Below are 19,541 nucleotides of genomic sequence, written 5' to 3'. Positions count from 1 at the left end.
GGCCAGCGTAGGCCCGTCACCTCCGGGATCCTGGGCGGGACCGCTCTGACCAGGAAGGCGGCAGGTCCCGACCATTCGGGTGGGCGGCGGGACCGGTGGCGGGACCGGTGGTGGGAACGCCGGGCCCACCGTGCTGTAATGGACAGATGCCGAGCGCCTCGCTCCCCCTGTCCGATCGCGTGCTCGACCAGCTCGACGAGGTCGATGCCCGCATCCGGGCGGCCCTGTGCGCCCGGGTGGACCTGGTGCCGGCGGCGACCGCCACCCTGCATCCGCTGATCGAGGAGATCCTGGACTGCGCCACCGGCGGCAAACGGGTGCGAGCACGCCTGGTGCTGATGGCCGCCGGGGCCCCCAGCTCCGCGGCGCTCGCCACGGCCGCCGCCTACGAGCTGCTGCACGCCGCCTTCGTGATCCACGACGACGTGATCGACCGCGACGCCCGGCGCCGCGGCGCCCCCACCCTGCACACCCGCGGCGCGGCACGCTACGCCGCCGAGGGCTGGTCCGCGCCGGACGCCGCCCATCGCGGGCACGCCCGCGCCATCATCGCCGGCGACCTCGCCATGGCCACCGCCTACTCCCTGATCCACACCGCCGCCGCGGAGGCCAAGGAGGCGGGCCCGGAGCTGCTGCGCGGCCTCGATGAGGCGGTCACGGCCACCACCGCCGGGGAGCTGATGGACGTGGAGCTGTCCCTGCCGCCGGGCACCGGTCCGGTGGCCCTCGGGGCGGACTCCGCCGAGCAGGTCTCCGCCGCGAAGACCGCCTGGTACACCTCCGCGGCACCCCTCGCGGCGGGCGGACGCCTGGCCGGACTGGCCCCGGAGGCCGTGGAGGCCCTGCACACCGCCGGCATGCACCTGGGCACCGCCTTCCAGCTGCAGGACGACCTGCTGGGCGTCTTCGGCGCCCCGTCCCTCACCGGCAAGGCCGCAGGCGCCGACCTGCGCGAGGGCAAGCCGACCCCGCTGCTGGCCGCGGCGCTCGCCACCCCGCAGGCCGAGCGGCTGACCGCGCTGCTCGGCGCCGTCACCGCCCCGGTCGACGGCCAGCAGGCCCCGGGGCGCGAGGCCGAGATCGCCGAGCTCACCGCGGCCCTCGAGGACTGCGGCGCCCTGGACGCCGTCCGCGCTCGGATCGACCGCCTCGGCTCGGCCGCGGTGGAGGCCGTCGAGGGGGCCGCGCTGCCGCCGGAGCTGGCCGCCGCGCTGGGCGACCTCGTCGCCGATCTGCGGGAGCGCCGCGCGTGAGCGCCACGCACGGGCCGGACGCGCTGGAGCGGGAGGCCGCCGCCGACTACCTGCGGGCCGCGCAGGAGGCGGCCGCCGCGGTCATCGCCCGCTACTCCACCTCCTTCGGCTGGGCCACCCGTCTGCTGGGCGAGCCCGTGCGGCGCCGCACCCGTGCCGTGTACGCCCTGGTGCGGGTCGCCGACGAGATCGTCGACGGCGCCGCCGCCGGCTGCGGGCAGGACGCAGTCGCCGTGCGGGAGGCCCTGGACGACTACGAGCGCCGCACTGAGCAGGCGATGGCCACCGGGTTCAGCACAGACCTGGTGCTGCACGCCTTCGCCGAGGCCGCCCGCGCCGGGGGCATCACCCCCGCGGAGACCGCCACCTTCTTCGCCTCGATGCGGATGGACCTGGAGCGGGCCGCACACACCGAGGAGTCCTTCGCGCAGTACGTGGACGGCTCCGCCGAGGTCGTCGGCCTGATGTGCCTGCGCCTCTTCGTCACCGACTCCTCTCCCGAACCCGTCGAGCCCGGCCCGGAGCTGGTGGCCGGGGCGCGTCGTCTCGGCGCCGCCTTCCAGAAGGTGAACTTCCTGCGGGACCTGCGCGCCGACGCGGAGGACCGCGAGCGCGCCTACTTCCCCGGGGTGGACCCCGCGACCCTCGACGACGCCGGGCGCGACGCCCTGCTGGACGACATCGACGCCGACCTCGCCGCCGCGCAGCGGGCGATCACGGCGCTGCCCCCCACCAGCCGCGCCGCGGTGCAGCTCGCCCACGACCTCTTCGCCGAGCTGTCCGCGACCCTGCGGCGCACGCCGGCCGCCGAGCTGCGCCGCACCCGGGTGCGGGTGCCGGACCGCCGCAAGGCCGTGCTGGTCGCGCGCACCCTCCGTGCCGTCCCCGGGGCGCGGCTGCGGCCCGTCGTCCCCGTCCCTCGAGCCCGCAGGAGGCACCCGTGAGCCATGTGATCGTGATCGGCGCCGGGGTGGCGGGCCTCGCCACCGCGGCCCTGCTGACCCGGGACGGGCACCGGGTGACCGTGCTGGAGCGCGGCGACCGGGTGGGCGGCCGTGCCGGCAGCTGGGAGCGCGACGGCTTCCGCTTCGACACCGGCCCCTCCTGGTACCTGATGCCGGAGTGCTTCGAGCACTTCTTCCGCCTCTGCGGCACCAGCGCCGAGGAGCGCCTGGACCTGGTGGACCTCGACCCCGCCTACCGGGTGTTCGCCCCCGACGCGGAGATGCTCGAGGTGGTCTCCGGACGCGAGCAGGTCACGGCGCTGTTCGAGAGCGTGGAACCAGGCGCCGGGGCCGCGATGGACCGCTACCTGGACTCGGCCGGCCGCACCTACGACCTCGCGCTGAAGCACTTCCTGTACACGACGTTCTCGCGGATCCCGTGGCGCTCCCTGCCGGTACTGCTGCCGCGTGTGCCGACCCTGGCCCGTCTGCTGCTGCAGTCCCTGCACTCCCGGGCCGCCGCCACGGTGCAGGACCGGCGGCTGCGGCAGATCCTCGGCTACCCGGCGGTCTTCCTCGGCGCCGCGCCGCGGACCGCGCCGAGCATGTACCACCTGATGAGCTCCATGGACCTGGACGACAGGGTGGGCTACCCCCGCGGCGGGTTCACCACCTTCGTGGCCGCCCTGGAGGACCTCGCCCGCGAGGGGGGCGCCGAGATCCGCCTGGGCTGCGAGGTCACGGCGATCCGCACCGCGCCGCGCGGCCGCGGCGAGTCCCGGGCCCGCGCCACCGGCGTCGAGGTCCGCAGCGCGGACGGCGGGACCGAGCGGATCGACGCGGACGTGGTGGTCTCCGCCGCGGACCTCCACCACACCGAGACGCGCCTGCTGCCCGAGGGCCTGCGCACCTACCCGGAGCGCTCCTGGACGCGCCGCACCTCGGGCCCCGGCGCGGTGCTGGCCCTGCTGGGCGTCGAGGGCGAGCTGCCGCAGCTCAGCCACCACAACCTGTTCTTCACCGCCGACTGGGACCGCAACTTCGCGCAGGTCTTCGGCCGGGACCCGGTGGTGCCGGACCCGGCCAGCAGCTACGTCTGCAAGCCCTCCGCCACCGACGACGGCGTGGCGCCCGCGGGCCAGGAGAACCTCTTCGTGCTGATCCCCGTCTCCCCCGATGCAGCCGACGGCACGAGCGTCGGCCACGGCGGCGAGGACGGCGGCGGCGACGCCGCGGTGGAGGCCGCCGTCGATGCCGCGGTCGCGCAGATCGCCGACTGGGCGGGCATCGACGACCTCGCCGAACGGATCACGGTGCGCCGCACCATCGGCCCGGCCGACTTCGCCGCCGACTACCACTCCTGGCGCGGCGGGGCGCTCGGCCCCGGCCACACCCTCGCGCAGTCCGCCTTCCTGCGGGGCGCGAACGCGAGCCGCCGGGTGGAGGGGCTGCTGTACGCGGGCGCCACCACCGTGCCGGGCGTCGGCCTGCCGATGTGCCTGATCAGCGCCGAGAACGTGGTCAAGCGGCTGCGGGGCGACACCAGCTCCGGGCCGCTGCCGGAGGACGCGCTGCCCGGCGCGCGCTGAGCCGCCCGGGCGATCGCCGGTTCCGGCTCAGGCGTCGGCGACCCCGCGCAGCAGACCGTCCTCGGCGAGCTGCTCGACGAACCAGGGGCTCAGCAGCAGCGGCATCCGCCGCGCCACCTCGGCGGCGTCCTCGATGCGCACCCAGGCGGAGTCCATCACCTCGGCGGGGTTCGGGGCGGGCAGGTCCTCGGGGTCGCCGAGGTAGTCCACCACGTGCACGGGGCAGATCTCGTGCTCGACCAGGCCGCCGGCGTCCACGGCGCGGTAGCGGAAGCCCGGCACCACCACCTCGGGATCGCCCAGCAGCGCCGCGTCCAGGCCCAGCTCCTCGGCGCCGCGACGCCGGATGGCCGCGGCGAAGGGCTCCCCGGGGGCGGGGTGGCCGCAGAAGCTGTTGGTCCACACGCCGGGCCAGGTGCGCTTGTCCAGCGCGCGACGGGTGAGCAGCACCCGCCCGTCGGGGGCGCGCAGGTGGGCGGAAAAGGCCAGGTGGAGCGCGGTGTCCTCGGTGTGCACCTCGGACTTCAGCGCGGTGCCGACGGGGGCGCCCTCGTCGGAGAGCAGCACCACGCGCTCGGGCCCCTCCGGATCGGGGGCGGTCCCGGGCGGGAGGGGCACGGTCGGCGCGGCGGGGCTCATGCCTCCAGCGTAGTGGGGGCGGCTGCCGGGACGGGACGCGCGCACCGCGCCGGCGCCGCCCCGCGGCAGGGCTCCCCGGGGGCCAGCCCCTCCCGCCGGTCGAACCAGCGCCACAGCCCGGAGGTGAACAGCAGCAGCGGCACGGTCGTGGCCAGGAAGCCGAGCACGGTCACCTCACCTTGCTCGGTGGAGCCGGGGATCATCGGGGCGATCGCGAAGAGGGTGGTGTTGTTGGCGGCGTGCAGCAGGATCGGCAGCTCGATGCCGCCGGTCTTCCAGGCCAGCAGCCCCATCGCCACCGCGAAGATCCCGATCCCGACCTGCCCGAGCGGGTCGTAGCCGTGCCCGAGCACCTGGTCCATCGGGTTCAGCGGATCGGCCCAGCCGGCGCTGGGCTCGAGAACGGCTCTCGGCGGGGCGACGTCCGCCACCAGCGCGGTGGCCAGGAGGAGGAGCATGCCGAAGAGCACGTAGGCGAGGGCGGAGACGGCGAGCGCCACCAGCGGGCGGAACCAGAGCCGACGGGCACCGCGGGCGTGGGCCACCCGGTGGAAGGGGACGGGCTCGGGGGTGAGGGCGGAGGACGAGGTGGAGGCAGTAGTGAGGGTGATGCTCATGTCCCGAGCCTCGGTCCGCGGCGTGCGCCCCCGCATCGGCCGCTCGGCTCCTTCCGGGGTCGGCCGATCGGTGGATGCCGCTCCGCCGTCCCGTTCGTAGGCTGGGGCGATGTCCGAGACCGCCGTGCCCCCGCCCCGCTGGCGCAGCCCCCGCGCCTGGGGGATCGCGCTCGCGGAGAGCCTGGTCTGCCTGCTGCTCGGCGGCGGGGCTGCACCTGGCCGTCGTCCTGGCCGGTGGCCTGAGCTCCTGGACCCTGCCGGCCGCGGCGCTCGCCCTGCTGAGGCTCGGCCGTCGCCGCCGCCTCGTCCTGGATCTCGCGGCCCTCGCACTGCTCACCGTCGGCACGCTCATACCGGTCGTGGTGGAGGTCCGGACGGGACTGGGCGCGGTCGACGGCTGGCTGGTCGCCCTGCCACTGCTCGCGATCGGTCTCGGAGCGGTCCCGCTGCTGATCGGTCGGGGGCAGGCCACTCGCGCCGCCCTCGTCGCCTCGCTGCGGGAGCTGGGCGGCTGACCTCGTGCCTGCACCCCGGAGGGGCCGCCGGATCGCACCGATCGACCCCGCCCCCTTCCCTCACTGGTAGGAGACGAACCAGGGCCGCGGCTCGACCTCGAAGGTCTCCTCGGGGGTGAAGGTCGGGGTGTCCTCGTCGTAGAAGTTCTTCCAGGCCATCCAGATGCCCCCGGGCAGGCCCTGCTGCAGGGCATCGTAGGTGGCGAGCTTGTCGCCGGGACTGCCGTGGCCGTCGGCGTGCAGGGTGATGGCGAGCTCGGGGCGGGAGGTGTCCACGTCCTCCCGGTCGGAGATCATGGCGAGGCTGAACTGGTGCAGGATCAGCACCTTCTGCGGCAGGCCGTGCTCGGCGGTGAGGTCCGCCAGCCAGGTGGCGGTCTCGTTGACCTCCGCGGCGGTGACGGATCCGATCTGTTCCAGGTGCCGCTGCCCGGGTTCGAGGCGCCACTCGGAGTCCAGGGCCAGGCCCACGTGCGGTTCGAGCAGCAGCTCCTCGTACATCGTCGCCTGGGTGAGGAAGTCGGTGGTGCCGGGCTGCAGGTCCAGCACCACGTACACCCCGGCCTCGGCGGCGGCGTCGACCCACTCGCGGATGGTCGCCACGTCGATGGCCTGGGAGTAGTCGCCGTCGCTGCCCGCGGAGGAAGAGGCGACGGTGGTGATGACCTCGAAGGCCGGCACGATCTGCTCGGAGGAGAGCCCCTCGTACTCGGCGGCCAGCTCCTGCACCCGGGTGATGCTCGCGTCCAGGTCCTGCTCGCCGAGGATCCCGAGGGAGGGGATGCCCGGGGAGCCGTAGGCGGCGATCATGCGACGGCCGGGGAAGGCGAGCTGGCCGCCGCCCGGCAGCTGCGGCACGGTCGTGGCCTGCTGGATCGCGCCGAGCAGCTGGGCGGTGTCGCCGAAGCTCTCCCCGAGGGCGAGGATGCCGACGGCCGGGTCCTCCCCCGCGGCCGCGGTGGCGGCCTCGACGGTGGCGGCGTCGCGGCGGGGCTCGCCGCCGGGCATCTCGGCCACGTCCGCCCCGGCGGCGCCGGCCACGGCACGGGCGACCGCCACCACGGTCGCGTCCTGCTCGGGGTCGAGCAGCACGGTGACGGGCGCGCCCTCGGCGGGCGCCTCGGGGGCGGGGACGTCCGCGGCGGCGCCCTCGGCTTCGAGGTCCTCGAGCGTGGTCACCTCGCGTCCCTCGGCCAGCTCGCCCGGATCGGTGTCCGGGCCCACCACCAGGGTCTGGGCGCCGATCCGGTCCAGCTCCTCGGCCACGGCCTCCCCGCTGCCGACCAGCATCGGCACCCCGGCCTCGGCGGCGACGGCCGCCATCGCGGGAGCGTCGGCGTCGCCGGCCAGGGCGACCACCTCGGCGTGCTCCAGCAGGGCGGCGCTCAGGGAGAGCGCGGCCTCGGCGCCGTCGGCGGCGGGCAGCACCGCCGTCTCCGGGGCGTCCCCCACCGCGCGCAGCCCGTCCCCGCCGGTGCAGGCGGCGAGTGTCGGGGCCAGGGCGAGCACCGCGGCCCCGGCGATCATCGTGCGTCGTGGAACCCGTGCCCCGAGGGGTCGTCCTGCCATCCCTGTCCCCGACCTTCCCTGCTGCTGCCCTGCGTGCGGGACGAGCCTACGGGCAGGCGGTGACGAACGGGCGATTCCGGACCGGCCGGGCGGCGCCGTGTCCTACGCTCCGGGCATGGGTGAGCTCCTGCTCTTCAGCATCCCCAGCCTGATCTACCTCGCGGTGCTGGGCCGTCGCTCGCGCCTCGGGGCCGCGGAGGCGCGGAAGCGACAGGGCCTCATGGTCGGCGAGGAGATCCTGTTCCGCGGGCTGATCGGCGGGGTGCTGATCCGTCGGCTCGGCTTCTGGGTGGGGAACACCGCGCAGGCGGTCGTGTTCCTGCTGCCGCACGCGCTGCTGCTGGCCGTCGACCCGCGGATATGGCCGATCCTGCCGGTGCAGTTCCTCGCCGGCTGGATGCTCGGCTGGCTGCGCCACCGCAGCGGCTCCGTGCTGCCCGGTGCCTTGGTCCACGCCGCGGTGAATCTGCTGGTCGGGGTGCTGGTCGCCTGACCGGGCGGAGCATGGGGGCGTAGGGTGCCCTTACGCCCGGCGCGCATCGTCGCCCCGCCGGAGCGCACCGTCCGCGAGGCCGGCGACGTGCCTCGCCCTCGCCCCAGGAGGCCCCATGCCCCGCGTCCTCGTCACCGGATCCACCACGGGCCTCGGGCTCGCCACCGCCGAGTACCTGCTGGACCACGGCCAGGAGGTCGTCCTCCACGCCCGCTCGGAGCAGGGGCGCGAGGCCCTGGCCGGGCTGCTGGAGCGCGGCGCCCAGCTGGTCACCGGGGACCTCGGCGACCCCGAGCAGGTCAGGGCGCTGGCCGAGCAGGCGAACAGCCTCGGCCCCTACGACGCGGTGATCCACAACGCCGGGGTGATCGACGGGCCGGACCTGCTGCAGGTCAACCTGCTGGCCCCCTACGTGCTCGCGGCGGGCATCGAGAACCCGGGACGGCTGATCCTGCTCTCCAGCGGCATGCACCGCGGCGGCCGCGCGGACCTCAGCGGCCTCGCCGACGGGGACGCCGACCGCGAGTGGACCTACTCCGACAGCAAGTTGCTGCTCACGGTGCTGATGGCGGCCCTCGCCCGCCACTGGCCCGACACCCCGGTGCACGCGGTGGACCCCGGTTGGGTGCCCACCCGGATGGGAGGCCCCTCGGCGAGCGACGACCTCGAGGAGGGGCACCGCACCCAGGGCTGGCTGGCCATCACGGATTCCCCCGCCGCTGCGTCGGGCGGCGGCTACTGGCACCACCGGGAGCGGCAGGACCCGCACCCCGCCGTCCACGACCGGGAGCTGCAGGAGGCCCTGCTGGACGCCCTCGCCACCCGCACCGGCGTCACCCTCCCGGCCGCCTGAGCAGCGACGACGCCGTGCGCCCGCTGCGGTTCTCCATCAACGTCACCCTCGACGGCTGCATCGACCACCGGGCCGGGGCGCCCGACGAGCAGACGCACCGCCACGCCGCCGAGACCCTCGAGCGGGCCGACTCCCTGCTGCTGGGGCGCGAGATGTACGAGCTGATGGAGTTCTGGCGCGACCCGCCCGCGGACCTGCCGGACTGGATGCGCCCCTTCGCCGCGACGATGGACCGCGCCCACAAGTACCTGGTCTCCTCCACCCGCGAGCCGGACGGCTGGAACACCGAGGCGCTGCCCGGCGACCCCGTCGACGCGGTGCGCGCCCTGAAGCAGCAGCCCGGCGCTGGGCTCTACGTCGGCGGGCTGACACTCGCCCGCACCCTCGCCGCCGCGGACCTCCTCGACGAGGTGGAACTGGTCGTCCACCCCCGCGTCGCCGGGCACGGCCCCTACCTCTTCGAGGGCCTGGCCGCCCCGCTCGACCTGGACCTGGTGGACGTCACCCGCTTCGACTCCGGCATCCGCCTCGAGCAGTACAAGGTCATCCACCCCACCTGACCCGGCCCCTCCCCGTCGCCGGCCCATTCCTCGTCCCTCCCCGAGGTCGACCCAGCCCCGCCCCGCCCAGCCCCGCCCAAAATTTCGACGATCCGCGCCAGAAACTGGCGCGGATCGTCGAATTACTGGAGGTGGCGGGGGCGGTGCCGCCCGGGGAACTGGGCGTCAGCTCGTCGAGGGGGAACCGGCGCTGCTCTCCTCGGACTCCTCCTCGGTGTAGCGGCGCTGGCGTTCGCGCTGGCCGTGCGTGATCTGGCGCAGGTCGGTGTTCGCGTCGAAGCTGGAGCCGAGGGCGCCGGCGACGACGCCCATGGCGGCGCTGAGCCAGGCCACGTCGAGGTAGCGGGCGAAGGTCGCGGGCTCCTGGATCACGGACTCCATGAAACGCGGGTCGATCACCACCACCGCGCCGAGCAGGATCAGCACGACCAGCGCCAGGTACAGGCTGAGCACGCAGATCAGCAGCGTGCCGACGGTGGAAAGGTTGTAGAGCATCACCACCGTGCCCAGGCTCTCCCGCCGCGGCTTGTCCCACAGGCCGTTGCTGAGGATCAGCCAGGCCACCATGCTCACCACGGCGAGCATCCCGATCATGATCAGGCGCAGCGTCGGAAGGTAGGAGGACATCTCCCAGATGGAGGTGTAGAAGATGCCGAAGGCGCCGGTGGCGGCCGCGGCGGCCAGGGCGCTGGAGAGCTTGGGCGCGGTGCGCCAGGGGTCGTTGCCCAGGATCATCCCGAGCACGGTGCGCGGCCCGCCGGTGAGGGTGTGAGCGTGCAGCATCGCGCGTTCTCCGTCGCCGCTGCGGGACCAACGCGACCAGCGGGAATCGAGGCGCCCGGCCTCGCGGGGGCCGGCCTGCTGCGCGCCGTCGACGCCGCCGACCAGGCGCAGCGCCGCGGCGGTGAGCACACGGACGATGCGGCGCCGGGTGGCCCAGGCTCCGAGCGTCGGGCAGGAGACGACCGCGAGGCCCTCGGCGGGCACCACCTCGGCCACCAGCGGACGGCCCTCGGTGTGACGGGGGATCTCGGTGAGCATGAGCACCAGGTCCGCGGGCTGCTCCTCGGAGGCGGCCGTGCGGATGTGCTCGAGGTCGAGGGTGTTGTCCGGCCGCAGCCGCAGCATCTCGGTGCGCGTGTGCAGCGTGACGGGACGGGCCAGCTCGCGGGCGAGCTGGGCTTCGAGGCGGTCCTGCACCGAGGCGGCGCGCCGCGAGGGCAGGCCGGGGTCGGACAGCAGCAGGACGGTGAGGGGCTCGTGGCCGCGCTCCGGCACCGGGGGCTCCTAGCGGATCGGGGGGTAGGGCAGCGGGGGACTGCTCCGATACCCGCGACCCTACCGGCGCTGCGCGACCGCCCTCCCGGCCGAGGGAGCGGGATCACGACGCGGGGCCGCGCGAGCCGTGCGCATCGGGGGAGAATGCGGGGCATGGGCGACGTCGCCCCGACCGCGGAAACGGGACGCTCCGGGCCGCGTCTGCTCCTGGTCCTCGGGGCGCAGGGGACGGGGAAGAGCGCGCTGACCTCGGCACTCGCGGGATCCCTGCGGCCCGAGCGGGTCGTGGCCCGGGTCGAGCTGGATGCCCTGGCCGCCATGCTCGGCCCCGAGGTGACCGACTGGTCAGCCGCGCACCGGGTCTAGGTGTATGAGGTCATGACGTTGTCGACGCGGGTGTGGACTCGGGTGGCTGGGGGCTGATCGCCGCAGGCGGTGTGGGGCCGATGGTAGTTGTAGTGGTGGACCCAGACCCCGATCGCGTCCCGCCGCTCGGTCTCGGAGGTGTAGGCGCGAGCGTAGAGGCACTCGTCGGCCAGCAGGCGCTGGTAGCGCTCGACCTTCCCGTTGTGGCGGGGCGTGTAGGGCCGGATCCGCTGGTGCCGGGTAACGAATGCCCTGGTCGAGCTGGTGAACGAGGCCGAGGTGTAGTTCGCGCCGTTGTCCGTGACCAGCCGAGAGATCCTCGTGATCCCGTGCGCCGCGAAGAACTCCCTCGCCCGGTGGAAGAACCCGATCGTGGTGAGGGCCTTCTCGTCCTCCAGGGCCTCGGTGTAGGCCAGACGGGAGAACCCGTCGGTCATCGAGTGCAGGCAGGTGTAGCCGACCCGCTGGCCGTGCTTCTTCCGGTCCTGGGCGGAGCCGCGACCGTGTGCCCACCAGCCGCCCCCGTCACGAAGCTTCCCGACCTTCTTCACGTCCATGTGGACCATGTGGCCCGGGTAGCGGGCGATGATCTTCCCGGGCACCCGGAGGTCTTCGCCGTCCGAGGTGATGTCCCGGATCCGGTTCAGGCCCAGCCGATCCAGCCAGCGCGTGATCGTGCGAACCGCGCAGCTCATGCCGTGGCGGTCGGCGAGTTCCCGGGCGATCCGGCGTGCCGACCACTTCTTCTCCCGCCGCCACTGCTCGATCGTCTCGATCACCCATCCCGGCAGGCGGGTCGGGCGATGGGCGGGAGCGCTGGAGCGGTCAGCGAGGCCGGCCTCTCCCTGGGCGCGGTAGCGGGCGACCCATTTCGAGAGGGTCGAGCGGGCGATCCGGAATTCCGAGGCGACGTGCGCGATCGGGCGGTCATGGTCGAGGACCTGGGTGATCGCGCGCTGTCTTCCGACGATCGTGAGCGGGGCATTACGGTGGTGCATGGAACGGGTCTCCTCCCAGCAGATGCATGGCTTCAGCACCACCCATCGTGCCGGTCAGGGGCCCGTTCCTTCTATCCCTGCCCCGGTGACCACAACGTCATGACCCGCAACATCTAGGCACGCACGACGGCGGCATAGCTCGGCGAAGTGGTGGAACTGGTGCTGTACACCGGCGCGCTCCCCATGGCGGACGCCGTTCACCGGGCCCGGGGCCTCCTGCGGGCCTGAGGGGTCGCCCCGCACACCCGGCGCGAGCTCAGATGGCGCCGACCACCCGGTGCGGCACGTAGGGCTCCTCCAGGGCGGCGATCTCCTCGGCGGTGAGGGTGAGGTCCAAGGCACCGAGGGCGGAGTCGATGTGGCCGGTCCTGGTCGCGCCGATCAGCGGAGCCGCCACCGGGTCCTTCGCGAGCAGCCAGGCCAGGGCGACGTGCACCCGCGGCACCCCGCGCTCCTCGGCGATCCGAGCCACCTGCTCGACGATCACGCGGTCGGTGGTCTCGGTGGCGTCGTACTTCGACTTCGCGATGGAGTCGGTGCGAGCCCGGTCGGTGTCGGCGTCCCAGTCGCGGGTCAGCCGCCCCGCGGCCAGCGGGCTGTAGGGGGTGGAGCCCACGCCCTGGTCCCGCAGCAGCGGCATCATCTCGCGCTCCTCCTCGCGGTAGAGCAGGTTGTAGTGGTTCTGCATGGAGACGAAACGGGTCCAGCCGTTGACCTCGGCCACGTGCTGCGCCTTCTGGAACTGCCAGGCGAACATCGCGGAGGCGCCGATGTAGCGGACCTTCCCCGAGCGCACCAGGTCGTCCAGCGCCCGCATGGTCTCCTCGATCGGGGTGTCGTAGTCCCAGCGATGGATAATGTACAGGTCGATGTAGTCGGTGCCGAGGCGGCGCAGGCTGTGCTCGGCCTCGGCGAGGATCGCCTTGCGGGAGAGGCCGCCGCCGTTGGGGGCCTCGCGCATGGTGCCGTGCACCTTGGTGGCCAGCACGATCTCGTCGCGGTCGGCGTAGTCGGCCAGCGCCTTGCCGACGATCTCCTCGCTGCGGCCCAGGGAGTAGACGTTGGCGGTGTCGAAGAAGGTGATGCCGGCGTCCAGGGCGTGCTGGATGACGGGTCGGGCGGCCTCCTCCTCGAGCACCCAGGGGTGGATCCAGGCCTCGGGGTCGCCGAAGCCCATCGTGCCCAGGCACAGGCGGGAGACGTCCATCCCGGTGCTGCCCAGCTTCACGTACTCCATCTCGGCTCCTTCGTCGCGGGTGCGCCGCCGTGGCGGCCGGTCCTCCGATCCTGGCAGCGTGCACGTGCGGACGGGAGGGACTGCCGGTACCTCCTTTCCCGGGGGCGCGCTCTCGATACGCTCCCCGGTATGCCCGCCACCCCGACCGACCCCACCCACGATGCCCTGGCCCAGGCCCGCAGCCTGGCCTCGATGCTGTCCACCCCGAAGCTCGCCGCCGGTCTCGGGGCGATGCTCGCCGGGCAGGGCGCCCCGGAGGATCCCTCGGTGCGCGGGCCGCTGAGAGCCCTGCGCTGGCTCGGCCCGAACGGGGAGGTCGATCAGGAGGCGCTGCGGGGCATCGCCGCCCGGCTCACGGAGCTGCGGGGCGATGGGGCGGTGCTGCAGGTGCGGCGGGTGGAGTCGATGCCGGCCACGCACGCCGAGCGCACTGCACTGTCGGCGCGGATCGTGCGCCTGGCCTGGGAGCGGCTCGGCTCCCCGCGCATCATCACGGAGCCGGAGCTGACGGCGGCGCTCGCGATGCTGGCCTCGGACCCGGCCCTCGTGCGACGGGATGCGGTGGACGCCGGGATGCTGCTTCGCAGCGACGACGGCGCCCGCTACGAGCTGGTCGACGGTTCCCCCGCCTGACCGCTCAGCGGCGGCGTCGGGCGTTCAGCACGACCTTCACCACGGAGACCAGCCGCCGTCCTCCGGCGCGGGCGCACCCGTCCACGGTCTCTCACGACCCACCGACGAGTCACTTCCCGGGGGCCGATGGCGGAGGCGGACGCTACCGTCGAGGGATGCAGCACCTCGACGACGACCGGATGCGTGACCTCCTCCCCTCCCCCGCCGAGGCGGTGGAGCTGATGCGGCAGAGCCTGCGCGCCCTGGCGACGGGCGAGGCCTCGGTGGCCCCGAAGTCGCACGTGGTGCACGAGGAGGGTGGATTCGCCAACGCCATGCCCGCCGCCTGGCCCGCGCGGGACCTGCTGGGCCTGAAGTGGGTGGCGGTGACCCCGTCCAACGCCGACAGGGGCCGTCCCGTGATCGACGGCCGGGTGTTGCTGTCCGCCCCGGACGGCTCCACCCGGGCGACGCTCGCCGCCGCGGAGCTCACGGCACTGCGCACCGCCGAGGTCACCGGTGCGAGCCTGGATCTGGACCCGCGCCCGGTGACGTTCCTGGGCACCGGGGTGCAGGCCCGCTCCCACGCCCGGGTGCTCGAGGCGCTGGGGCGGCCGCTGACCGTGTGGGGGCGGCGCGCGGCGGCCCTGGAGGAGCTGCGGACCTGGTGCGCCGTCCACACTCCCGAGCTGGAGCTGCGCACCGAGAGCGATCGTGCGAGGGCCCTGGACGGCGCCGGCGTGCTGGTCAGCGGCCTGCCGATAGGACGCACCGACACCGCCCCGACCCCCGGCGAGCGCGAGGCCCTCGCCCCTTCCGCGACGCTGCTGCCGCTGGACTACGCCTCGGTTGTCGACGCCGCCACCGCCTCGACCGCGACCCTGGTCGCGGACGACCCCGAGCAGTTCGAGGCGCTGCGCCCCCGCAAGCTCGGCGCCGACTACCCGCGCGCCACGGCCGCCACGGGGGACCTGCTGCGGCAGGGCCGTCCGGAGGGTCGACTGGTGGTGCAGAACCTGGGCTCGGGCCTCGGGGACCTGGTGCTGGCCGATGCAGCCGTGCGTCGCGTCGCCTGACCGCGAGCGATCCGCCACAGGTCATAAGCAGAACTTGGCATCGTTGTCTACGATGCCGGGTATGGACCCCCGACGACTGCTCATCTTCCGCACCGTCGTCCGCAACGGCTCCATCGGCGCCGGCGCCCGCGAACTGGGTTGGACCCAGCCCGCCGTCTCCCAGCACCTGGCCGCCCTGGAGAAGGAGGTCGGCACCACGCTGCTGCTGCGCTCCTCCGCGGGCGTCACCCCCACCGAGGCCGGCTCGCGGCTGGCCCAGCACGCCGAGGCGATCGCCGCGCAGCTGGAGGCCGCCACCGAGGAGCTCGCGGACCTCACCGCACTGCGCCGCGGCACCGTCCGCTTCGGCACCTTCCCCTCCGCCGCCGCGGTGCTGCTGCCGCCCGTGCTGAGCCGCCTGCGGGAGACCGCCCCGGACCTCGACGTCACCTTCGAGGAGATCGAGCCGCCCGACGCGATCGCGAAGCTGCGTGAGGGCGAGCTGGATCTGGCACTGGTGTTCCGCTACCCCTGCAGCGACGTCGACGCCGAGGGCACCCTGGAGTGGAGCCCGCTGCTGGAGGACCGGGTGATGGCGGTGCTGCCGCAGGACCACCCCCGCGCCGAGGACCCGGACCTCACTCTGGCCGACCTGGCCGAGGAGACCTGGGTGGCCGGCTGCGAGCGCTGCCGGGCGAACCTCATCTCCTCCGCCCGCACCGCGGGCTTCACCCCCACCGTGCGCCACTCCACCGACGACGGGGTGGTCGCCCAGCGCCTGGTGCAGCACGGCGGCGGCGTGGCCCTGCTGCCGGAGACCGTGCTCGAGGCGACCCCGGTCGAGGAGGTCGTGGTGCGCTCGCTGCCCGGGCTGGACTCGCGGATGATCGGCCTGCTGAACCGGCGCGGCGCCCAGGCGATCCCGGCCGTCGCGGCGGTGCGGGACGCACTCGTGGCCGAGGCAGCGCCCCGCACGTCCTCGGCGGTGATGATCTGATGGCCGAACCGCTGCCGACCGGCACCGATCCCCGCTGGCGGATGCCGGCCCGGGTCTGGCTGCGTCCGCTGGCCCTCCTGCTCGGCGCCCTGCTGATCGCCGCCGTGCTGGCGGTGATCGAGCAGTGGCTCGCCGCGGTGCTGCTGGCGGCCTTCGGCCTGCTGATGGCGTACTGGACGAGTCCGCTGCGCTCCGGCCCGCACACTCCGCTGGCCGCGGCGCTGGAGCGGCGCGAGGACGCGGCGCTGATCGTGGTCTGGGCGCCCGGCGACCCGCTGTCGGCGCGGCTGCACACGGCGATCCGCGGCGAGCGCGACGACGTGATCTGGGTGAACGCCTACCAGGACCCCGCGGCGGCGCACTTCGTGGACCTCCACGGGGGCCGCGCCGCCCTGCCGCTGGCGGTGGTCGGCGACGTCATCGAGGCCCGGGTGACCGTGGGCCGCGCCCTGGACCTGCAGGCCGCCGGCAAGGACCGCGCCGACGAGGCCCGCCGTGCGCGGGATGCCGAGGATGCAGCGGGGCCCGAGGACGCGGGGTCCGCGGACCCGCGCTGAGCGCGCTCCCCTGCAGGCTCAGGCGCCGGGCAGCTCTCCGGTCACGACGGTCCACAGCCGCGCCTCGCGCCCGGTGATGACCCCGGCGGCGAGGAAGGGGTCCTGGTCGAGCAGGGCGAGCGCCTCCTCCTCGGAGGCCGCGCTCATCACCAGCAGGGCACCCGGCGCTCCCCCGAGCGGGCCGGAGAGCAGGATCGACCCGGCCTCGTACAGGGAGCGCACGAAGGCGCGGTGGTCGCCGCGGTGCTGGTCGGCGAGGGCGGTGTCGCCCGAGTAGGTGTACTGCACGGCGATGACGGCCATCGGGAGCTCCTGGTCACGAGGGATCGGCGGCGGTCCGCACCGCCCGCGACCAGCATGCCACAGCCCCGTGGGACGACGGCACGACATCCGTCCCGCGATTCCGTTCTTCCGGAATTTCGGATAACGTGAGAGCCGAAACCGTCGATCCGGAGGAGCACCGATGCCCGTCCATCCGCTGCTGCGCCCCGACGGGGAGGCCCCCGACCGGCTCCGCGCCCTCGAGGAGCGACTGGCCCGCCTCGAGGCCCGCCTGGAGCCGGTGCGTCCTGCGGCCGACACCCCTTCCGAGCACTCCCCGAGCCCCGACCCGGAGGTCTTCTGGGCGCTGCAGGGCCTGAAGGAGCGGCTCGGCGAGGCCGGCGGGGTGCTGTTCACCGGGGCCGTGTCAATGGGCGGCGGGCGTTACGAGTACCAGTGGGCGCGGCCCACCGAGGCGCTGGCGCAGGCCGACTGGGCCGAGCGTTCCGAGCGCGTCGCCGCCCTCGGCCATCCGTTGCGGCTGGCGATCCTGCAGCGGCTCACCGAGGGGGAGCACACCGTCGCCCAGCTCGTCGACGAGCTGGACCTGGCCTCCACCGGCGTCGCCTACCACCACCTGTCCGCCCTGCAGGGCGGCGGATGGGTCGCCTCCCCCCGCCGCGGGGTCTGGGCCATCCCGGTGCCGCGCATGATCCCCCTGCTCACGATCCTGCTCGCCCTCGAGGAAGGCTGATCATGTCCGCGCCGACCGATCCCCCGTCACCGCACGGCGCCCCCTCCGATCCCCCGCCGGTGGACCGCCGACCGAAGCCGCCACCGCCGACCGTGGACCGTCGCCGGGTCCTGGCCCTGGGCGGCATCGGCGCCATCGCGGTCCTCGGCGCCGCGGCCCTCACCGCGCCCCGTCCCCGCCGCCTCGGAGAGCCGAGCGGGGACGAGTCCCTGACCTCCGCCCTCGCGCCGTACCTGGCCGGGCACTCCCGGGTCGGCATCGCCGTGCTGGACCCCGACGTCGAGGAGCCGCGCCTGGCAGGCTTCGGCACCGACGACGGCGAGGGCGCCGAGGAGTTCGAGATCGGATCGGTCTCCAAGACCTTCACCGGGGCCCTGCTCGCCCTCGCGATCGAGCACGGGGAAGCAGATCTGAGCGACACCGTCGCCGACATCCTCGGGGAGGGCGCCACCGGCAGCGACATCGCCGACGTGCAGCTGGAGGAGCTGGCCACGCACACCTCGGGGCTGCCCACCATCCCGCCGAGCCGGCTGCCGCTGACCATCCCGGCCTCCCTGCTGCGCAAGGACCCCTACGCCGGTCGGGACGCGGAGGGCGTCATCGCCGATGCCCTGGCCGTGACGCCCACGGGCCGCGGGGACTACGCCTACTCGAACCTGGCCATCGCCCTGCTGGGCCAGCTCCTGGTCCGCCTCGTCGGACCGGCCTACCCGGAGCTGCTGCGCGAGCGGGTGCTGGACCCCCTGGGGCTCGCGGCGACCACGGTGCCCGAGGTCCCGGCGAACCTCGCCCCCACCGCCCGCGACGGTGCCGCCGTCTCCGGGCTGTCCGCCGCCCCCTGGACGATGGCGGGCACCGCCCCGGCGGGCGGCATCCGCTCCACCCCGGCGGACATGGCGACCTACCTGCAGGCCATGCGGGACGGCACCGCTCCCGGCGCGTCCGCCGCCACCGAGGTGCTGCGGGAACGCTCCGGGACCCGCCGCACCGCGATGACCTGGCACCACCTGGACCTGGACGGGGAGGCCGGCACGGTGATCTGGCACAACGGCATGACCGGCGGCTACGCCTCCTTCGTCGGCTGGAACCGGGACACCGGGCTCGGCGTGGTGCTGCTGACCGACACCGCGCTCTCCCTGGACGAGGCGGCCCTCGCGGTCCTGGCCGGGGAGGTGGAGCGATGAGCACCGTGCTCGGTCTGCTGCCGCTGCTGGTCCTGCTGTTCCTGGCGGGCACGCTGATCCGTGCGGGATGGCAGCTGGCCCTGCGCCCGCTGCATCCGCACCGGATGCTGCTGCTGTCGCTGAGCTCCGCGAGCACCCTGGCCGTGCTCGGCCTCGCACAACTGCTGCCCGCCGCCCTGTGGTGGGTGATGTGGCTGGAGGCGCTCGGCCTGGTGGTGGCAATCGCCTTCGCCGGTCGCCGTGCGCTCGCGCCCGCCGATGCGGTCGGCACGGAGGCCCTGCCGCCCCGTCGTCGCCGCCTGCTGGAAGCACCCTCTCGCGCCTCGCTGATCGGCGAGGTGGTGCTGGTGATCGTCCTGCTGGGGCTCGCCGTGTACGCCGGCTGAGCAGGTGGCGCGGGTCAGCGGCGGACGGGCAGCCAGTCCAGCACGTCCTGGATGCCGCGGTCCCAGAAGTCCCAGGTGTGCGCGCCCGGGCGGAAACGGGCCCGGACGTCCACGCCGCGGCTCTCGGCGGCCTCCGCGAAGCGCTCGTTCGAGGTGATCAGCTCGTCCTCGGTGCCGCAGTCCAGGAACAGGGCGGGCAGCTCCGCGGCGGGGTGTCGGCCGATCAGACCGAGCAGGTCGTCCTCGGTACCGGTCAGGTCCCGGCCCGCCCACACCCGCTGCCCGAGGCTGCCGAAGGCCTCGTCCAGCGGCAGCTCCTGCGGGATCAGCGCGCCGGAGAGACTGGCCGCGGCGGCGAAGCGCCCGGGATGGTTCAGGGCCAGCTTGAACGCGCCGAAGCCGCCCATCGACAGGCCCGCCACGAAGGTGTCCTCCCGCGCCGTGGAGATGCGGACTGTGCGGGCGAGGATGCTCGGCAGCTCCTCGCTGATCCAGGTCCAGTACTGCTCCCCCACGGCCTCGTCGACGTAGAAGGAGCGGCGCACCTCGGGCATCACCACGGCGATGCCGTGCTCGGTGGCGTAGCGCTCTATCGCCGTGCGGCGCTCCCAGACGGTGCAGTCGTCGCTCAGGCCGTGCAGCAGGTACAGCACGGGCACGCCGTCCCCGCCGCCGGCGATCTCGCCGCGCATGCCGATGCCGGAGGCGGCCTGCGGCATCAGCACCACCAGGTTCGTGCCCATGGCCAGGGACTCGGAGTACAGGTCGGTGCGCAGGCGGATCATCGGGGCCTCCTCAAGGTCTCGCACCCCATCCCATCACGG

The 19,541-nt window shown here is 74.4% G+C and carries 23 protein-coding genes; 15 read left to right on the top strand and 8 right to left on the bottom strand.

Annotation, left to right across the window (positions count from 1 at the left end):
* The first annotated feature begins 146 nt into the window (after positions 1–146).
* The 3 genes from OM98_RS04400 to crtI are packed head-to-tail and all read left to right on the top strand — an operon-like array spanning position 147 to position 3,786.
* Entirely contained in the window at positions 147–1,253 is a 1,107-nt protein-coding gene (locus OM98_RS04400) for a polyprenyl synthetase family protein (protein ID WP_010533372.1), read from the top strand.
* A complete protein-coding gene (locus OM98_RS04395; protein WP_010533371.1) occupies positions 1,250–2,197 on the top strand; it encodes a phytoene/squalene synthase family protein in 948 nt (315 codons plus the stop codon). The genes OM98_RS04400 and OM98_RS04395 overlap by 4 nt, the downstream gene beginning before the upstream one ends.
* Positions 2,194–3,786 (top strand): phytoene desaturase family protein, encoded by a 1,593-nt coding sequence (gene crtI / locus OM98_RS04390; RefSeq protein WP_010533370.1) that lies wholly within the window; start codon positions 2,194–2,196, stop codon positions 3,784–3,786. The genes OM98_RS04395 and crtI overlap by 4 nt, the downstream gene beginning before the upstream one ends.
* Positions 3,787–3,813: 27 nt before the next feature.
* Here crtI and idi read toward each other — a convergent pair whose 3' ends face one another.
* Both idi and OM98_RS04380 read right to left on the bottom strand, forming a co-directional pair.
* The gene (gene idi, locus OM98_RS04385; RefSeq protein WP_010533369.1) at positions 3,814–4,425 is read right to left on the bottom strand and encodes an isopentenyl-diphosphate Delta-isomerase; all 612 of its coding nucleotides are present in this window, start codon (positions 4,423–4,425) and stop codon (positions 3,814–3,816) included.
* The gene (locus tag OM98_RS04380; protein ID WP_139017567.1) at positions 4,422–5,042 is read right to left on the bottom strand and encodes a CPBP family intramembrane glutamic endopeptidase; all 621 of its coding nucleotides are present in this window, start codon (positions 5,040–5,042) and stop codon (positions 4,422–4,424) included. Before OM98_RS04380 ends, idi begins: the two co-directional genes overlap by 4 nt.
* 359 nt (positions 5,043–5,401) lie before the next feature.
* Between OM98_RS04380 and OM98_RS15795 the strand changes: the two genes are divergently transcribed.
* Complete coding sequence (locus OM98_RS15795; protein WP_175285939.1) at positions 5,402–5,557, top strand: hypothetical protein; 156 nt, start codon at positions 5,402–5,404, stop codon at positions 5,555–5,557.
* Positions 5,558–5,617: 60 nt separating this feature from the next.
* Here the strand turns inward: OM98_RS15795 and OM98_RS04375 are convergent, their stop codons facing one another.
* Complete coding sequence (locus OM98_RS04375) at positions 5,618–7,084, bottom strand: hypothetical protein (protein ID WP_010533367.1); 1,467 nt, start codon at positions 7,082–7,084, stop codon at positions 5,618–5,620.
* A gap of 157 nt (positions 7,085–7,241) precedes the next feature.
* Here OM98_RS04375 and OM98_RS04370 point away from each other — a divergent pair, with 157 nt between their 5' ends.
* The 3 genes from OM98_RS04370 to OM98_RS04360 all read left to right on the top strand — a co-directional run bounded on the left by OM98_RS04370 (position 7,242) and on the right by OM98_RS04360 (position 9,032).
* Entirely contained in the window at positions 7,242–7,619 is a 378-nt protein-coding gene (locus tag OM98_RS04370) for a CPBP family intramembrane glutamic endopeptidase (RefSeq protein ID WP_010533366.1), read from the top strand.
* 115 nt (positions 7,620–7,734) lie between these two features.
* Positions 7,735–8,472 carry an SDR family NAD(P)-dependent oxidoreductase gene (locus tag OM98_RS04365; RefSeq protein ID WP_010533365.1) on the top strand — a complete coding sequence of 246 codons (738 nt, stop codon included), beginning with the start codon at positions 7,735–7,737 and terminating at the stop codon, positions 8,470–8,472.
* A gap of 14 nt (positions 8,473–8,486) precedes the next feature.
* Positions 8,487–9,032: a dihydrofolate reductase family protein gene (locus tag OM98_RS04360; RefSeq protein WP_010533364.1), complete on the top strand. Its 546-nt coding sequence runs from the start codon at positions 8,487–8,489 to the stop codon at positions 9,030–9,032.
* 165 nt (positions 9,033–9,197) lie between these two features.
* On the opposite strand, the gene OM98_RS04355 is transcribed toward OM98_RS04360, so the two are convergent.
* Positions 9,198–10,310 (bottom strand): hypothetical protein, encoded by a 1,113-nt coding sequence (locus OM98_RS04355; RefSeq protein ID WP_010533363.1) that lies wholly within the window; start codon positions 10,308–10,310, stop codon positions 9,198–9,200.
* A gap of 153 nt (positions 10,311–10,463) precedes the next feature.
* Between OM98_RS04355 and OM98_RS04350 the strand changes: the two genes are divergently transcribed.
* Entirely contained in the window at positions 10,464–10,676 is a 213-nt protein-coding gene (locus tag OM98_RS04350) for a P-loop NTPase family protein (RefSeq protein WP_010533362.1), read from the top strand.
* On the opposite strand, the gene OM98_RS04345 is transcribed toward OM98_RS04350, so the two are convergent.
* Both OM98_RS04345 and OM98_RS04340 read right to left on the bottom strand, forming a co-directional pair.
* Positions 10,673–11,674 (bottom strand): IS481 family transposase, encoded by a 1,002-nt coding sequence (locus OM98_RS04345; RefSeq protein ID WP_010533361.1) that lies wholly within the window; start codon positions 11,672–11,674, stop codon positions 10,673–10,675. The two genes, OM98_RS04350 and OM98_RS04345, sit on opposite strands and share 4 nt — an antisense overlap.
* 256 nt (positions 11,675–11,930) lie before the next feature.
* Positions 11,931–12,911, bottom strand: a complete 981-nt coding sequence (locus OM98_RS04340; protein ID WP_010533360.1) for an aldo/keto reductase — start codon at positions 12,909–12,911, stop codon at positions 11,931–11,933.
* Positions 12,912–13,040: 129 nt separating this feature from the next.
* Between OM98_RS04340 and OM98_RS04335 the strand changes: the two genes are divergently transcribed.
* The 4 genes from OM98_RS04335 to OM98_RS14725 all read left to right on the top strand — a co-directional run bounded on the left by OM98_RS04335 (position 13,041) and on the right by OM98_RS14725 (position 16,132).
* Positions 13,041–13,544 (top strand): DUF2087 domain-containing protein, encoded by a 504-nt coding sequence (locus OM98_RS04335; RefSeq protein ID WP_010533359.1) that lies wholly within the window; start codon positions 13,041–13,043, stop codon positions 13,542–13,544.
* A 155-nt stretch (positions 13,545–13,699) separates the two neighbouring features.
* On the top strand, positions 13,700–14,599 hold the full coding sequence (locus OM98_RS04330) for an ornithine cyclodeaminase (protein WP_010533358.1): 900 nt from the start codon (positions 13,700–13,702) through the stop codon (positions 14,597–14,599).
* A gap of 61 nt (positions 14,600–14,660) precedes the next feature.
* The gene (locus OM98_RS04325) at positions 14,661–15,575 is read left to right on the top strand and encodes a LysR family transcriptional regulator (protein WP_010533357.1); all 915 of its coding nucleotides are present in this window, start codon (positions 14,661–14,663) and stop codon (positions 15,573–15,575) included.
* Positions 15,575–16,132 carry a hypothetical protein gene (locus tag OM98_RS14725; protein WP_010533356.1) on the top strand — a complete coding sequence of 186 codons (558 nt, stop codon included), beginning with the start codon at positions 15,575–15,577 and terminating at the stop codon, positions 16,130–16,132. Before OM98_RS04325 ends, OM98_RS14725 begins: the two co-directional genes overlap by 1 nt.
* Before the next feature lie 18 nt (positions 16,133–16,150).
* On the opposite strand, the gene OM98_RS04315 is transcribed toward OM98_RS14725, so the two are convergent.
* Positions 16,151–16,435 (bottom strand): YciI family protein, encoded by a 285-nt coding sequence (locus tag OM98_RS04315; protein WP_010533355.1) that lies wholly within the window; start codon positions 16,433–16,435, stop codon positions 16,151–16,153.
* A gap of 160 nt (positions 16,436–16,595) precedes the next feature.
* Between OM98_RS04315 and OM98_RS04310 the strand changes: the two genes are divergently transcribed.
* The 3 genes from OM98_RS04310 to OM98_RS04300 are packed head-to-tail and all read left to right on the top strand — an operon-like array spanning position 16,596 to position 18,717.
* On the top strand, positions 16,596–17,147 hold the full coding sequence (locus OM98_RS04310; protein ID WP_010533354.1) for an ArsR/SmtB family transcription factor: 552 nt from the start codon (positions 16,596–16,598) through the stop codon (positions 17,145–17,147).
* A gap of 2 nt (positions 17,148–17,149) precedes the next feature.
* On the top strand, positions 17,150–18,331 hold the full coding sequence (locus tag OM98_RS04305; RefSeq protein ID WP_010533353.1) for a serine hydrolase domain-containing protein: 1,182 nt from the start codon (positions 17,150–17,152) through the stop codon (positions 18,329–18,331).
* Positions 18,328–18,717 (top strand): hypothetical protein, encoded by a 390-nt coding sequence (locus OM98_RS04300; protein ID WP_010533352.1) that lies wholly within the window; start codon positions 18,328–18,330, stop codon positions 18,715–18,717. The genes OM98_RS04305 and OM98_RS04300 overlap by 4 nt, the downstream gene beginning before the upstream one ends.
* A gap of 14 nt (positions 18,718–18,731) precedes the next feature.
* Here the strand turns inward: OM98_RS04300 and OM98_RS04295 are convergent, their stop codons facing one another.
* Positions 18,732–19,502, bottom strand: coding sequence for an alpha/beta hydrolase (locus OM98_RS04295; protein WP_010533351.1), 771 nt, complete (start codon positions 19,500–19,502; stop codon positions 18,732–18,734).
* Positions 19,503–19,541: the final 39 nt, after the last annotated feature.

The sequence above is a fragment of the Brachybacterium squillarum M-6-3 genome, from assembly GCF_000225825.1.
GTDB classification, from domain to species: Bacteria; Actinomycetota; Actinomycetes; order Actinomycetales; family Dermabacteraceae; genus Brachybacterium; species Brachybacterium squillarum.
The sequence above is the reverse complement of the archived record's forward strand: the minus strand, read 5'-3'. Positions and strand labels throughout refer to the sequence as shown.